The sequence below is a fragment of the Streptomyces gelaticus genome, from assembly GCF_014649535.1.
GTDB classification, from domain to species: domain Bacteria; phylum Actinomycetota; class Actinomycetes; order Streptomycetales; family Streptomycetaceae; genus Streptomyces; species Streptomyces gelaticus.
The window spans coordinates 60,106-74,112 of sequence record NZ_BMTF01000031.1 but is presented as its reverse complement, the minus strand read 5'-3'; the positions used below and the strand labels follow the sequence as shown (position 1 = coordinate 74,112).

Genomic DNA, 14,007 nt, shown 5'->3' with positions numbered 1-14,007 from the left:
GGAGAGTAGGACGCCGCCGAACTCCTTTTACGGGAAAGCCCCGTGCCCTTGTGGCACGGGGCTTTTTCGCGTTCACGACCCTCTTGCCGTCACCCCTGTGCAACTGACAGCAGGAGCTGAAGGTAAGGTCAGGGGGCATCATTGGCACGTTCTTCACAGGAGGCCCCCGGGTGGAGGTCCAGGAGACTCGGGTTCAGACGGACCGGGTACTCACCATCCCCAACATCCTCAGCATGGCTCGCCTTGTAGGGGTTCCGCTCTTCCTGTGGCTGATTCTTCGCCCCGTGTTCGGAGGCCCCCAGAGCGACGGCTGGGCCCTGCTGGTGTTGATGCTCAGCGGCATCAGCGACTACCTCGACGGAAAGCTCGCCCGTCGATGGAACCAGATCAGCAGCCTCGGCCGGCTCCTGGATCCTGCTGCGGATCGCCTCTACATCCTTTCGACCCTGGTCGGCCTGACCTGGCGGGAGATCCTGCCGCTGTGGCTTGCGGTGGCGCTTCTTGCCCGTGAGCTGATGCTTCTCGTGATGGTCGGAATCCTGCGGCGTCACGGCTATCCGCCGCCCCAGGTGAACTTCCTGGGGAAGGCGGCCACGTTCAACCTGATGTACGCGTTCCCCTTGTTGCTGCTCAGTGACGGAAGTGGTTGGCTTGCCTCGCTGGCCGCCGTTTTCGGATGGGCGTTCGCAGGTTGGGGTACAACGCTCTATTGGTGGGCAGGGATCCTCTACGTGGTTCAGGTCCGCCGGCTCGTCAAGGCGGATGCAGTAGCCGATTGAGCTCGTTGACGCGGTGCCGCGCAGTGTGGCCGGCCCGCCGCGGATGACCCGGATGGTGCCCCGACGGGCGAAGTCGGCCAGACCGTCGTCTCTTCAAGGAGGACGTTTCCGACATGAAGGCCGTCGTGATGGCTGGCGGCGAAGGCACTCGCCTTCGCCCCATGACCTCAAGCATGCCCAAGCCGCTTCTGCCCGTCGCCAATCGGCCGATCATGGAGCATGTGCTTCGGCTGCTCAAGCGGCACGGGCTGAATGAGACCGTCGTAACGGTCCAGTTTCTTGCATCGCTGGTCAAGAATTACTTCGGGGACGGCGAAGAGCTCGGGATGGAGCTCAGCTACGCCAACGAGGAGAAGCCGCTCGGCACCGCGGGGAGCGTGAAGAATGCCGAGGAAGCGCTGAAGGACGACACCTTCCTCGTCATTTCCGGTGATGCACTCACCGACTTCGATCTCACCGATCTCATCGCCTTCCACAAGGAAAAGGGCGGTCTGGTCACGGTGTGCCTGACCCGCGTGCCGAACCCGCTGGAATTCGGCATCACGATTGTGGACGAAGGCGGCCAGGTCGAACGTTTCCTGGAGAAGCCCACCTGGGGCCAGGTCTTCTCGGACACAGTGAACACCGGTATCTACGTCATGGAGCCCGAGGTATTCGACTATGTCGAAGCCGATGTCTCGGTGGACTGGTCCGGTGATGTCTTCCCTCAGCTCATGAAGGAAGGCAAGCCCATCTACGGCTACATTGCCGAGGGCTACTGGGAGGACGTCGGCACCCACGAAAGCTATGTGAAGGCGCAGGCCGACGTTCTTGAACGCAAAGTCGATGTCGACATCGACGGCTTCGAGATCTCGCCCGGCGTATGGGTCGCCGAAGGTGCCGAAGTGCATCCCGACGCGGTGCTCCGCGGCCCCCTCTACATCGGGGACTATGCAAAGGTCGAAGCCGGTGCTGAGCTTCGCGAGCACACGGTCATCGGGTCGAACGTCGTCGTCAAGAGCGGTGCGTTCCTGCACAAGGCTGTGGTGCACGACAACGTCTATATCGGTCAGCACAGCAATCTGCGCGGATGCGTGATCGGCAAGAACACCGACGTCATGCGGGCGGCCCGGATCGAGGACGGCGCGGTCATCGGGGACGAATGTCTGATCGGCGAGGAGTCGATCATTCAGGGCAATGTCCGCGTCTACCCGTTCAAGACCATCGAGGCCGGCGCCTTCGTCAACACCTCGGTGATCTGGGAATCGCGGGGACAGGCCCATCTCTTCGGCGCCAGGGGCGTTTCCGGGATCCTCAATGTCGAGATCACCCCGGAACTGGCGGTCCGGCTCGCCGGTGCCTATGCCACGACGCTGAAGAAGGGCTCGACGGTCACCACTGCACGTGACCACTCACGCGGTGCCCGTGCACTGAAGCGAGCGGTGATCTCGGCCCTCCAGGCCAGCGCCATCGACGTCCGGGACCTGGAGAACGTACCCCTGCCCGTGGCGCGCCAGCAGACCGCTCGGGGTAGTGACGGCGGAATCATGATCCGTACGTCCCCCGGCGTGCCGGACTCGGTCGACATCATGTTCTTCGACGAGCGGGGAGCGGATCTGTCGCAGGCACGGCAGCGGAAGCTGGACCGGGTCTACGCACGTCAGGAATACCGCCGTGCCTTCCCCGGCGAGATCGGGGATCTGCACTTCCCGTCCAGCGTCTTCGATTCGTACACCGGATCGCTGCTGCGGAACGTGGACACCGCGGGAATCGCCGACGCGGGGCTCAAGGTGGTCGTCGACGCCTCCAACGGGAGTGCCGGGCTCGTACTGCCCAGCCTGCTGGGACGGCTCGGTGTCGACTCGCTGACCATCAACCCCGGCCTCGACGAATCACGACCCACCGAGACCGCCGAGGCTCGGCGATCCGGACTGGTGCGGCTGGGCGAGATCGTCTCGTCGGCGCGGGCCGCGTTCGGCGTGCGGTTCGACCCGGTCGGTGAGCGGCTCTCCCTGGTCGACGAGCGGGGCCGGATCGTCGAGGACGACCGGGCGCTCCTCGTGATGCTCGACCTCGTGGCGGCCGAGCGGCGCAGCGGGCGGGTGGCGCTGCCGGTCACCACGACACGGGTCGCCGAGCAGGTCGCGGCGTACCACGGCACGCAGGTCGAATGGACGACGACATCGCCCGACGATCTGACGCGCGTGGGACGCGAGGAAGGCGCCATCTTCGGTGGAGACGGGCGCGGGGGCTTCATCGTTCCCGAATTCAGCAGTGTCTTCGACGGATCGGCCGCGTTCGTGCGGCTCCTCGGGCTGGTGGCCAGGACCCAGCTCACCCTCAGCCAGATCGATGCCCGCATCCCCCGTGCCCATGTCCTGCGCCGTGACCTCGCCACCCCCTGGGCCGTCAAGGGCCTGGTCATGCGCCGGGTCGTGGAGGCCGCCGGTGACCGCAGCGTCGATACCACGGACGGTGTACGGGTGGTCGAGGCCGACGGGCGGTGGGTGATGGTACTGCCGGACCGGGCCGAGGCGGTCACCCATCTGTGGGCTGAGGGACCGGACGACGCCTCCGCGCAGGCGCTGCTGGGCGAATGGGCGGTGGTTGTGGACAGCGCAGGTCAGTGACGGTTCTTCCGGTGCGCCCGCACATGTCCGGCGACGGTCGCGGGCACACCGGTGGGGCCATTCGGCGGTAGCGGCGGCGACGTGCGACGATGTGCGGCATGTCGCAGCAGCCCCCCGATCGGAGTAACGCCTCGCCTCCCGCGCGTCCCGACGCGTCCATGTCGCTGCTGACCAATGTGATGGACCACAGCCTGGACGACGGATACGCCGAGGCGGCGGCGCGTCGCAAGGCCGACGGGAGCGCGGGCCTGCCCCGTACGCTCAAATCGAAGCTCGGTCTCGCCGCATGTCTGGTGCTGGCAGCCCTCGTGGTCACGCTCGGGGCAGCGGAGGCGCGCGTCTCCGCGCCGGTCCTCGCAAAGGAGCGCCAGGAGCTGATCGATCGCATCGACGGCGAGACGTCGGCGGCCGACACCCTTGAGTCCCAGGTGGACAAGCTCCGGGACGATGTGGGCCGGCGCCAGCGCAAGGCGCTGGAGAAGCACGGCGGCGATCAGGGGGAACGGGTGGCGCTGCTCGCCGGGGCGACCCCGGTGGCGGGGCCCGGCGTGAAACTCGTGGTCGACGACGCCAAGAACACCGACCAGGGCGGCGGTGGCCCCAGGGAGAGCAGCGGATTCGCCGACACCGGACGGGTCCGCGACCGGGACCTCCAGCGGGTCGTCAACGGGCTGTGGCAGTCCGGCGCGGAGGCGATCGCGATCAACGGGCAGCGGCTGACGGCCCTCTCGGCGATCCGCGCGGCGGGCGACGCCATACTGGTCGACAACAGACCGCTGGTGCCGCCGTACACGGTGCTGGCGGTGGGGAACGGGAAGCAACTCGGCACCGCGTTCCAGGACAGTGCCGACGGTCAGTATCTGCAGGCGCTCAAGGACACCTTCGACATCCGCACGAGCATGTCCGTGCAGCAGAAGGTGAGCCTCCCGGTCGCGCCGAGCCTGATCGTACGTACAGCAGAGCCTTATCAGGCCGCAGACACCGGCAGTGGTGCGGCAGACACAGGGAAGGGCACATCGTGATCGCCGTACTGGGCCTCGTCGTGGGAGTCGTGGTCGGACTGTTGGTCCGGCCCGAGGTGCCGGCCGTGGTCGAGCCGTATCTCCCGATCGCCGTCGTGGCCGCCCTCGACGCAGTCTTCGGTGGTCTGCGAGCCATGCTCGACGGGATCTTTGTCGACAAGGTGTTCGTCGTGTCGTTCCTCTCGAACGTCGTGGTGGCCGCACTGATCGTGTTCCTGGGCGACAAGCTGGGTGTCGGAGCGCAGCTGTCCACCGGTGTGGTGGTCGTGCTCGGGATCCGGATCTTCTCCAACGCCGCGGCCATCCGTCGGCACGTCTTCCGGGCCTGACGCCGATGAGCAACGAAGAACGTCCCGGCGAGCCGGATCACGCCGACGCGCAGACGCCCGGCTCCACCACCCATGAACTCACCGGCCGTCAGCGGCTGGTCGCCGGGCTGTGGCCGCCGCGGGTGACTCGGGCCCAACTCGTCGTCGCGCTGCTGCTGTTCGTACTCGGTCTCGGACTGGCCATTCAGGTGAGGTCCACCAGCGACAACAGCGCGTTGCGGGGGGCCCGGCAGGAGGACCTGGTCCGCATCCTCGACGAGCTGGACGACCGGACACAGCGTCTGGAGGACGAGAAGCAGCGGCTGGCCGCTCAGCGCACGGAGCTGGAGAACAGCTCCGACCAGGCCGAGGAGGCACGTAGGCAGACGGTGGAGAAGGAGCGGCAACTCGGTGTGCTCGCGGGCACTGTGGCGGCACACGGCCCCGGGATCACGCTCACCGTCAACGACCCCGGGGACGGCGTGAAGGCGGACATGCTGCTCGACGCTCTCCAGGAGCTGCGGGCAGCGGGCGCCGAGGCGATCGAGGTCAACGGGGTGCGTGTGGTTGCCAATACGTACTTCTCCGGTGACGGCGGCAATGTCAGGGTCGACGATCGTAAGATCACCGCACCGTACGTCTTCAAGGTGATCGGCAAGCCCCAGGATCTGGAGCCGGCGCTGAACATCCCGGGCGGTGTGGTGCAGACACTGGAGAAGGAGCAGGCCACCGTGCAGGTCGAGCAGGTCGACGACATTGTCGTGGACGCCTTGCGACCGGCGAAGCAGCCTGACTACGCTCGGTCGTCGTCCCCGTGAAGCCACGGCGTGAAGGGGACGAAGGACACGGGTGCGAGCTTGCGGGGGGTCGCCGCATCGTATTGGTGGCACGTGGTGGAAACTGTCGAGTGGATACGGACGTTGTAAAGATGTCCGGGTCGGCAGGTGTGTTCATTCAGGGTTCGTCCTGCCCCACGGGCGGGTCTATTTCGGTCAAGGGGAATCGCCCGTGAAGTTGTTTGGGAAGTTGTTCGGCAAGAGCGCTCGCGACGAGGCTGCGCGCCATCGCGCACCGCGCCATGGCCAGGGAGACGAGCAGGGGACGGAGCGCCCGCTCTTCCGTGATCAGGTGTCGGGTACGGGCAGTGACAATTCGGGAGCATCCGGCGCGTCGTCTGTTGACCCTGCCGGTCCCGGCCGCATAGGTTTCGGAGAATCGTCGACCTCGAGTACGGGTGGAGAGTTCGCCCCCAGGCAGGAGGGTTCGTCCATGCCGGTCTGTACGAGGTGCGGGCATCGCAACGCCGAGGCCAGTCGTTTCTGCTCCAACTGCGGTGCGCCGCTGAGGGGCGGGATTCCCGAGCGTGCCTCGGAGACGACCTCGACCATCTCCATCTCCGGCCTCGAGGCATACGACGCGGAGGCCACCGGGCAGACGGCTCTTCCGTCCCTCTCGCCCGAGGCGCAGGCCGCCGTCGATGCCCTTCCGCTCGGCTCGGCGCTCCTGGTGGTGCGTCGCGGTCCGAACTCCGGCAGTCGCTTCCTGCTGGACGGTGAGCTGACCACGGCCGGCCGTCATCCGCAGAGCGACATCTTCCTCGATGACGTGACGGTGTCGCGGCGGCATGTGGAGTTCCGCAGGAGCCCCGACGGCAGCTTCACGGTCGGGGACGTGGGCAGCCTGAACGGCACCTACGTCAACCGGGAGCGCATCGACTCCGTCGCCCTGTCCAACGGCGACGAAGTGCAGATCGGCAAGTACCGGCTGGTCTTCTACGCGAGCCAGCGCGGTATCTGACCCGTCAGGGAAGGTCCATGCTGAGAACACCGACGGGCGGTGCCGTGGCCGGCACCGCCACCGCCGACGACCGCCCGATGAGCATCGGCACGGTGCTTCTGCGGCTGCGGGACGAGTTCCCCGAGGTCACGATCTCCAAGATTCGTTTCCTGGAGGCCGAGGGGCTCGTCGAGCCGCAGCGGACCCCTTCCGGCTACCGCAAGTTCCGTGGTGCCGATGTGGAGCGGCTGGCTCAGGTGTTGCGCATGCAGCGGGATCACTACCTCCCGCTGAAGGTCATCCGTGAGCATCTGGATGCCCTTGCCCGTGGTGAACAGGCCGCCCTGCCCTCCGGGGGCGGCCCGCGGGACCTGGCCGACGGTGGCTGGGACACGGAGACCGGACGGGCCACCGCCGCCCGGATCGGCCGGGCCGAGCTGCTGGCGGCCGCCGAGGTCACCGAGAGCGACCTCGACGAGTGGGAGTCGTACGGCCTGGTCACTCCGACCGCCGAGGGCGGTTACGACGCCGAGATGGTCACCGTCGCCAGGCTTGTGGCGGATCTGGGCAGGTTCGGTCTGGAGCCGCGCCATCTGCGGGCCGTGCGGGCGGCCGCGGATCGCGAGGTCGGGCTCATCGAGCAGGTGGTCGCGCCCCTGCGGAGGCACCGGAATCCGCAGACCAGAGCCCATGCGGAGGCAACTGCGAAAGAGCTCGCGGAGCTGTCCTTGAGGCTTCATTCGGCCCTTGTGCAGAGCGCCCTGCACGTCCGGCTCCACTGATCACGTCGGATGCCCGACTACCCAAACCTGCCGGGCACGTCCTAGGGTTGCTGTGTGAACGAGCTCGACGTTGTGGGTGTCCGGGTGGAAATGCCCTCCAACCAACCGATCGTGCTCCTGCGTGAAGTGGGAGGCGACCGGTACCTCCCCATTTGGATCGGTCCTGGTGAGGCGACCGCGATCGCCTTCGCCCAGCAGGGCATGGCTCCGGCCAGGCCGCTGACCCATGATCTCTTCAAGGACGTGCTCGAGGCCGTCGGCCAGGAGCTCACCGAGGTCCGCATCACGGATCTTCGGGAAGGGGTCTTCTACGCGGAGCTGGTCTTCGCCAGCGGGGTCGAGGTGAGCGCACGGCCGTCCGACGCCATAGCGCTCGCGCTGCGCACCGGAACGCCGATCTACGGCAGTGACGGGGTGCTCGACGACGCAGGCATCGCCATCCCGGACGAGCAGGAGGACGAGGTGGAGAAATTCCGCGAGTTCCTCGATCAGATCTCTCCGGAGGATTTCGGTACCAACAGCCAGTGACCGTTCTCCGGGGCCGCCGTCAGCGCATCCGGCAAGCCTTTCCCGTTCATGAGGCACGGGAAACCACCCTCAGGGTGATTATCACTCGGCGTGCCGAGTGTGGCGATCGTTGACGCACCCCGGGCGACTGCCTACCTTCGAGATGGCAGGTCAAGGACGGAGGTCGGCGTGAGAAGCAGCGGCGACGGTACGGCAGCGGGTGGGCCGTATCCGCAGCAGGGGAGTAAAGCCGACCACAGCATCATGCAACCGGTTCAACCGGCGGTGGCGGGGGGCGCAGTGACATCGGCCAACGACATCGGCTACCGCGGGCCTACCGCCTGCGCGGCTGCCGGGATCACCTACAGGCAACTCGACTACTGGGCGCGCACGGGGTTGGTGGAACCGAGCGTGCGTCCCGCGTACGGCTCCGGCACGCAGCGGCTCTACAGCTTCCGGGATGTCGTCCTGCTGAAGATCGTGAAGCGTTTCCTGGACACGGGTGTGGCACTCCAGAACATTCGCACCACGGTTCAGCATCTGCGCGCCCGGGGATTCCAGGACCTCGAGCGGATGACGCTGATGAGCGACGGGGCGACGGTCTACGAGTGCTCCTCGCCCGATGAGGTCGTCAGCCTGCTTCAGGGCGGTCAGGGAGTCTTCGGTATCGCGGTGGGCGTGGTGTGGCAGGACGTCGACGCCGCCCTCTCGCAGCTCCACGGCGAGCGGGTGGACACCGGCGAGACCCTCATCGGGAACAACCCCACCGATGAGCTCGCGCGAAGGCGCAATCGCGCCGGATGACCCGCCGGGCAGGTCCTGGGGCGCGGCGGTTGTCAGTGCCGTAGGGCAGCATCGATTGATGTGAGAGTCGCGCCCACCATCCTGCATCTGGACATGGATGCCTTCTACGCCTCTGCCGAGCAGGCGGCGAAGCCGAGCCTGCGCGGCAAGCCGGTCGTGGTGGGCGGGCTGGGGCCGCGCGGAGTGGTCGCCACCGCCTCGTACGAGGCGCGGCACTTCGGGGTGCATTCGGCGATGCCCACGGCGCAGGCGCGGCGGCTGGCGCCCAACGCGGCCTATCTGGTGCCCCGCTTCGAGCTGTACCGGTCGGTGAGCGACCAGGTGATGGAGCTGCTGGCGCGGCTCTCCCCGCTGGTGGAGCCGCTCAGCCTGGACGAGGCCTTCGTCGACCTGGAGGCGGGCGGGACGGCCGATGACGCGGCTTCGGCGCTGGAGATCGGTGAGCAGCTGCGTAGGGCCATCAGAGCGGTCACCGGGCTCACCGGCTCGGTCGGGCTCGCCGGTTCCAAGATGCTGGCCAAGATCGCTTCGGAGGAGGCGAAACCGAACGGCCTGCTGCTCATAGAGCCGGGCACGGAGCGGTCCCTGCTCGCACCCATGCCGGTGCGGATCCTGCCCGGTGTCGGGCCGGCGACGGCGGACCATCTGCGCCGTGCCGGGATGACCACGGTCGACGACTTGGCCGAGGCGGGTGAGGACGAGCTCGTACGCCTGCTGGGGAAGGCGCACGGCAGCGCGCTCCACCGCATGGCGCTCGGCCACGACGACCGGCCGGTGGTCGCGGAGCGGGACGCGAAATCGGTGTCGGTCGAGGACACCTTCGATGCCGACCTGCACGACCGGGTGCGGATCCGCACGGAGGTCGAGCGACTGGCCGACCGGTGTGTCCAGCGGCTGCGGGGCGCGGGGCGGTCCGGGCGGACGGTGGTGTTGAAGGTGCGCCGGTACGACTTCTCGACGCTCACGCGGTCCGAGACGCTCCGTGGGCCCACGGACGACCCCACGGTGGTCCGTGAGGCCGCCGCACGCCTCCTGGAGGCCGTGGACACCACCGGGGGCGTGCGGCTCCTGGGAGTGGGCGTGACGGGGCTCGCCGACTACACGCAGGAGGATCTCTTCGCCCAGGCCGCCGGTGAGCAGACCGCGACCGAGGAACCGGCCGAGGAAGGCGCGCCGGCCGGGGCGTCGGGCGATCTTGGGGCGGAGGACCACGAGACCGCCGAGCAGCGCGCCGCCCGGCGCTGGCCCGCCGGACACGACGTATGCCATGACACATACGGCCACGGCTGGGTGCAGGGCAGTGGCGTCGGCCGGGTGACGGTCCGGTTCGAGGAGCCCGAGTCGGCGCCCGGTCGGGTGCGTACGTTCCGGATCGACGACCCGGAGCTCCGGACTGCCGATCCACTGCCCCTGGTGCGGGATCCGGCGGACTACTCGTCCTGGCCGGCCAGTCTGCCGAAGTCGCTGTCCGGGCCGGCCGGCCCGGACAGGGAGTCCAGACCGTAGTGCCGGTAGAGCTGGAGCTCCTGTTCGGGCGAGAGATGGCGGCCGACGCCGAAGTCCGGTGCGTCCTTGATCAGCGCGCGGTCGAAGGGGATACGGAGCGAATCCTCCACGAATTCGCTGGGTTCCAGCGGGACGAACGCGTCCCGGCTGAAGAGTCCGGTACGTACGGCAGCCCACTCGGGCACTCCGGTCGCGTCGTCGAGATACACCTCGTCCACGGTCCCGATCTTGGTGCCCTTGCGGTCGAACGCCTTGCGGCCGATCAGGCTGCGCGGATCGATGTCGGTCTGCACGGTCCCTCCCACTGGTCGCGGCTACTCCACAAGCACTACAAAAGGGCAGATCCGAGTGGTTGGCCACTCGAGAAATCAGCCATGAACCCCGCTGGTAGGCTGGTCATGGCCGCTGAACCCGTGCGGGAGAGTCCTCCGGAACTGATCCGAAGGCGCCGAAGGAGCAAATCCTCCCCGGAATCTCTCAGGCCCCCGTACCGCACGGACGAGGTCACTCTGGAAAGCAGGGCGGGTCACGTGCGGCCGAGTGCCGGTACGAGTCCCTTCCTCACCGACGGTGAAAGTCGGCATGCCGCAGGGCGTGCCGGTGAAGCTCTCAGGTTGAGATGACAGAGGGGGAGGCCGTCCGGGCACCCGCGCCGTGGTGCCCCTCGCAGGTCGTGACAGACCAGGAGGCCTCCACCATGACCCCCCGTCGCACTCCGCTCTCCCAGCTGGAGCAGGGCATTCCGTTCGAGCAGCGCCATATCGGACCCGATGCCGAGGCGCAGTCGAAGATGCTCGCCCAGGTCGGTTACGGCTCGCTGGACGAGCTGACCGCTGCCGCGGTGCCCGACGTCATCAAGAGCACGGAGGCACTCGGACTGCCGGCCGCTCGTACCGAGGCCGAGGTCCTGGCCGAGCTGCGCGCGCTCGCGGACCGCAACCAGGTGCTGGCCCCGATGATCGGGCTCGGCTACTACGGAACCTTCACCCCGCCGGTGATCCTGCGCAACGTCATGGAGAACCCCGCCTGGTACACGGCCTACACGCCGTACCAGCCGGAGATCTCGCAGGGCCGCCTGGAGGCGCTCCTCAACTTCCAGACGATGGTCGCCGAGCTGACCGGGCTGCCCACCTCCGGAGCCTCCCTGCTGGACGAGGGCACCGCGGCCGCCGAGGCCATGGCGCTCTCCCGGCGCGTCGGCAAGGTGAAGGACGGTGTCTTCCTGGTCGACGCCGACGCCCTGCCGCAGACCATCGCCGTCATCGAGACCCGCGCCGAGCCGACCGGTGTCGAGGTCGTCGTCGCCGACCTGTCCGAGGGCATCCCGGCCGAGCTCGCCGAGCGTGGTGTCTTCGGTGTCCTGGTGCAGTACCCGGGCGCGTCCGGGGAAGTGCGGAACATCGGGCCCGTCCTCGAGCAGGCCCACGAGCTGGGCGCGATCGTCACGGTCGCCGCCGACCTGCTGGCCCTGACCCTGCTCACCTCGCCCGGTGACCTGGGCGCCGACATCGCGGTCGGCACCACGCAGCGCTTCGGTGTGCCGATGGGCTTCGGCGGACCGCACGCCGGATTCATGGCCGTACGCGAGAAGTTCGCCCGCAGCCTTCCCGGCCGCCTCGTCGGTGTCTCCGTCGACGCCGACGGCAACAAGGCCTACCGGCTGGCCCTGCAGACCCGCGAGCAGCACATCCGCCGCGAGAAGGCCACCAGCAACATCTGTACCGCCCAGGTGCTGCTCGCCGTCATGGCCGGAATGTACGCCGTCTACCACGGCCCGGACGGACTGCGGACGATCGCCCGGCGCACCCACCGCTACGCGACGATCCTGGCCGAGGGCCTGCGCGCCGCCGGTATCGATGTCGTGACCGGCGCCCACTTCGACACCCTCACGGTGCGCGTCCCGGGGAAGGCCGCCGACATCGTCGCGGCCGCCCGCGAGCGCGGGGTCAACCTGCGGCTCGTCGACGCCGACCTGGTCTCCCTCGCCTGCGACGAGACCACCACGCGTACGCAGATCACCGCAGTCTGGGACGCCTTCGGCGCCGGTGGGGACATCGAGGAGCTGGACGCCACCGCCGCCGACGCGCTGCCCGAGGGCCTGCTGCGTTCGGACCAGATCCTCACCCACCCGGTCTTCCACCAGTACCGCTCCGAGACCGCGATGCTGCGCTACCTGCGCAAGCTCGCCGACCGGGACTACGCGCTGGACCGCGGCATGATCCCGCTCGGCTCCTGCACCATGAAGCTGAACGCGACCACCGAGATGGAGTCGATCACCTGGCCCGAGTTCGGCGCGCTGCACCCCTTCGCCCCGGCCGAGCAGGCGCAGGGTTTCCTCACCCTGATCCGCGAGCTGGAGGAGCGCCTCGCCGAGGTCACCGGCTACGACGCGGTCTCCATCCAGCCGAATGCGGGCTCGCAGGGCGAGTTCGCGGGCCTGCTGGCCGTACGGGCGTACCACCGGGCCAACGGTGACGAGCAGCGCACGATCTGCCTCATCCCGTCCTCCGCGCACGGCACCAACGCGGCCAGCGCCGTGATGGCCGGCATGAAGGTCGTGGTGGTCAAGACCGCCGACGACGGCGAGGTCGACATAGAGGACCTCCGCGCCAAGATCGAGAAGCACCGCGAGGAGCTCGCCGTGCTCATGATCACGTACCCGTCGACGCACGGTGTGTTCGAGGAGCACGTCGCCGACATCTGCGCAGAGGTGCACGACGCCGGCGGTCAGGTGTACGTCGACGGCGCCAACCTCAACGCGCTGGTCGGCCTTGCCAGGCCGGGCCGGTTCGGCGGCGACGTCTCGCACCTGAACCTGCACAAGACCTTCTGCATCCCGCACGGCGGCGGTGGCCCCGGCGTCGGCCCGGTCGGCGTGCGCGCGCACCTCGCGCCGTACCTGCCCAACCACCCGCTCCAGCCCTCGGCGGGCCCCGAGACCGGCGTCGGACCGATCTCGGCCGCCCCGTGGGGTTCGGCCGGCATTCTCCCCATCTCCTGGGCGTACGTACGCCTGATGGGCGGGGAGGGCCTGAAGCGTGCGACGCAGGTCGCCGTCCTCGCGGCCAACTACATCGCCAAGCGTCTGGAACCGCACTACCCGATCCTGTACAACGGCCCGGCCGGTCTGGTCGCGCACGAGTGCATCGTGGACCTGAGGCCGATCTCCAAGGCCACCGGCGTCAGCGTCGACGACATCGCCAAGCGGCTGATCGACTACGGCTTCCACTCGCCGACCATGTCGTTCCCGGTCGCCGGGACGCTGATGATCGAGCCGACCGAGAGCGAGAACCTCGCGGAGCTCGACCGGTTCTGCGACACGATGATCGCCATTCGCGGCGAGGTCGAGAAGGTGGCCTCCGGCGAGTGGAGCGCGGACGACAACCCGCTGCACAACGCTCCGCACACCGCGGCGATGCTGGGCGGGGAGTGGAAGCACGGGTACAGCCGTGAGGTGGCGGTCTTCCCGGCCGGAGTCTCGGCCGCAGACAAGTACTGGCCGCCGGTGCGCCGGATCGACGGAGCGTTCGGTGACCGCAACCTCGTCTGCTCCTGCCCGCCGCTGGACGAGTACGACAACTGAGCGATGAGCGTGACCGCGTGAAGCGGACATGCGTCGGGGCCGGTTCGGAGGATTCTCCGTGCCGGCCCCAGCTCGTACCGGCCGCGGTCAGGCGGCCTTCATCACCCGGTCGGTCCCCAGGGGCCGGTGCGGAGCGATGATCTGACCGTCCGGGAGCAGCTCGCCGGTGTCCTCGAAGAGCAGGACTCCGTTGCACAGCAGGCTCCAGCCCTGTTCCGGGTGGTGCGCCGTCAGGCGTGCGGCTTCCCGGTCGGCTGAGTCGGCGGTCGGGCATGGTGGCTGGTGCTGGCACATGGCTGGGTTCTTTCGCTGCGTTGTAGTGAATGTCCTG

At 68.3% G+C, this 14,007-nt stretch carries 13 protein-coding genes and 1 riboswitch; of the genes, 11 read left to right on the top strand and 2 right to left on the bottom strand.

What is annotated here, in order from left to right:
- The first annotated feature begins 170 nt into the window (after positions 1–170).
- The 10 genes from clsA to IE107_RS30730 all read left to right on the top strand — a co-directional run bounded on the left by clsA (position 171) and on the right by IE107_RS30730 (position 10,093).
- Positions 171–779, top strand: coding sequence for a cardiolipin synthase ClsA (gene clsA / locus IE107_RS30775; protein WP_189547651.1), 609 nt, complete (start codon positions 171–173; stop codon positions 777–779).
- 113 nt (positions 780–892) lie between these two features.
- Entirely contained in the window at positions 893–3,388 is a 2,496-nt protein-coding gene (locus IE107_RS30770) for a mannose-1-phosphate guanyltransferase (RefSeq protein WP_189547650.1), read from the top strand.
- 98 nt (positions 3,389–3,486) lie between these two features.
- Positions 3,487–4,410 carry a DUF881 domain-containing protein gene (locus tag IE107_RS30765; protein ID WP_189547649.1) on the top strand — a complete coding sequence of 308 codons (924 nt, stop codon included), beginning with the start codon at positions 3,487–3,489 and terminating at the stop codon, positions 4,408–4,410.
- The gene (locus tag IE107_RS30760) at positions 4,407–4,739 is read left to right on the top strand and encodes a small basic family protein (protein ID WP_003970459.1); all 333 of its coding nucleotides are present in this window, start codon (positions 4,407–4,409) and stop codon (positions 4,737–4,739) included. Before IE107_RS30765 ends, IE107_RS30760 begins: the two co-directional genes overlap by 4 nt.
- A 5-nt stretch (positions 4,740–4,744) precedes the next feature.
- On the top strand, positions 4,745–5,536 hold the full coding sequence (locus tag IE107_RS30755; RefSeq protein ID WP_189547648.1) for a DUF881 domain-containing protein: 792 nt from the start codon (positions 4,745–4,747) through the stop codon (positions 5,534–5,536).
- A 190-nt stretch (positions 5,537–5,726) separates the two neighbouring features.
- Complete coding sequence (locus IE107_RS30750; RefSeq protein ID WP_189547647.1) at positions 5,727–6,515, top strand: FHA domain-containing protein; 789 nt, start codon at positions 5,727–5,729, stop codon at positions 6,513–6,515.
- 17 nt (positions 6,516–6,532) lie between these two features.
- The gene (gene ftsR, locus IE107_RS30745) at positions 6,533–7,276 is read left to right on the top strand and encodes a transcriptional regulator FtsR (RefSeq protein WP_189547646.1); all 744 of its coding nucleotides are present in this window, start codon (positions 6,533–6,535) and stop codon (positions 7,274–7,276) included.
- A gap of 54 nt (positions 7,277–7,330) precedes the next feature.
- Positions 7,331–7,804: a bifunctional nuclease family protein gene (locus IE107_RS30740; protein ID WP_006123076.1), complete on the top strand. Its 474-nt coding sequence runs from the start codon at positions 7,331–7,333 to the stop codon at positions 7,802–7,804.
- A 168-nt stretch (positions 7,805–7,972) separates the two neighbouring features.
- Positions 7,973–8,587, top strand: a complete 615-nt coding sequence (locus IE107_RS30735; protein ID WP_189547645.1) for a MerR family transcriptional regulator — start codon at positions 7,973–7,975, stop codon at positions 8,585–8,587.
- A 60-nt stretch (positions 8,588–8,647) separates the two neighbouring features.
- On the top strand, positions 8,648–10,093 hold the full coding sequence (locus tag IE107_RS30730) for a DNA polymerase IV (RefSeq protein ID WP_189547644.1): 1,446 nt from the start codon (positions 8,648–8,650) through the stop codon (positions 10,091–10,093).
- Here IE107_RS30730 and IE107_RS30725 read toward each other — a convergent pair.
- A complete protein-coding gene (locus IE107_RS30725; RefSeq protein WP_189547643.1) occupies positions 10,018–10,386 on the bottom strand; it encodes a PRC-barrel domain-containing protein in 369 nt (122 codons plus the stop codon). The two genes, IE107_RS30730 and IE107_RS30725, sit on opposite strands and share 76 nt — an antisense overlap.
- A 113-nt stretch (positions 10,387–10,499) precedes the next feature.
- A riboswitch (glycine riboswitch) is annotated at positions 10,500–10,596 on the top strand.
- A 194-nt stretch (positions 10,597–10,790) separates the two neighbouring features.
- Here IE107_RS30725 and gcvP point away from each other — a divergent pair.
- Complete coding sequence (gene gcvP / locus IE107_RS30720) at positions 10,791–13,676, top strand: aminomethyl-transferring glycine dehydrogenase (protein ID WP_189547642.1); 2,886 nt, start codon at positions 10,791–10,793, stop codon at positions 13,674–13,676.
- 87 nt (positions 13,677–13,763) lie between these two features.
- Here the strand turns inward: gcvP and IE107_RS30715 are convergent, their stop codons facing one another.
- Positions 13,764–13,970, bottom strand: coding sequence for a DUF5999 family protein (locus IE107_RS30715; protein ID WP_072488625.1), 207 nt, complete (start codon positions 13,968–13,970; stop codon positions 13,764–13,766).
- Positions 13,971–14,007 lie beyond the last annotated feature (37 nt).